Raw genomic sequence first — 569 nt, forward strand, 5'->3', positions numbered from 1 at the left:
GCCCGCCCCGGCCTGTCCATTCGGCGCAAAAGAAACAGGGCCGGATGGTCCGACGCCTTCGCCAGGACCATCATCGCTCAAATGCGATAGCCCTGGGCTGGACCGGTGCTGCGCTTGTCGCGGCGGACCTTCCCGTTCATCGTCAAGGCCTTTGCTGATGCAGGCTATGCGGGCGACAGGCCCGCGACCGCAACGATCATCACCGTCGACATCGTGCGCAAACCCAAGGATCAGGTCGGCTTTGCCGTGCACCCGCGCAGATGGGTGGTCGAACGCTTCTTTGGCTGGATCAGCCGCAACCACCGCCTTTGGAAAGACCCGGAGACGACCCTCGCCTCAGCCCAGGCCTTCCTCTACGCCGCCGCCGTCATGATCCTCGTTCGACGGCTCGGCCGAGCGCCATGACTTAGAGCGCCTAACAGAACCGTTTGATCTGGTTGGGGGTGATGAGGCTGGCTGCAAGGCTGGTGAAGTGAACCGCGCCGGGTTTTCCGGAGGCCCCAACTCTTGCGAGGATGGAGCCATGACGAAGCGAACCCCACCGTTTTCCCTTGAGGTCCGTGAGCGCG

Annotated in this window: 1 pseudogene; it reads left to right on the forward strand. The window is 63.6% G+C overall.

The window, feature by feature from the left end:
* Window positions 1-96: 96 nt before the first annotated feature.
* Window positions 97-405, forward strand: a pseudogene (locus ACFQ4G_RS21985) (transposase); the annotation flags it as partial.
* Window positions 406-569 lie beyond the last annotated feature (164 nt).

Source organism: Methylobacterium marchantiae (genome assembly GCF_042679825.1).
GTDB lineage: Bacteria > Pseudomonadota > Alphaproteobacteria > Rhizobiales > Beijerinckiaceae > Methylobacterium > Methylobacterium marchantiae.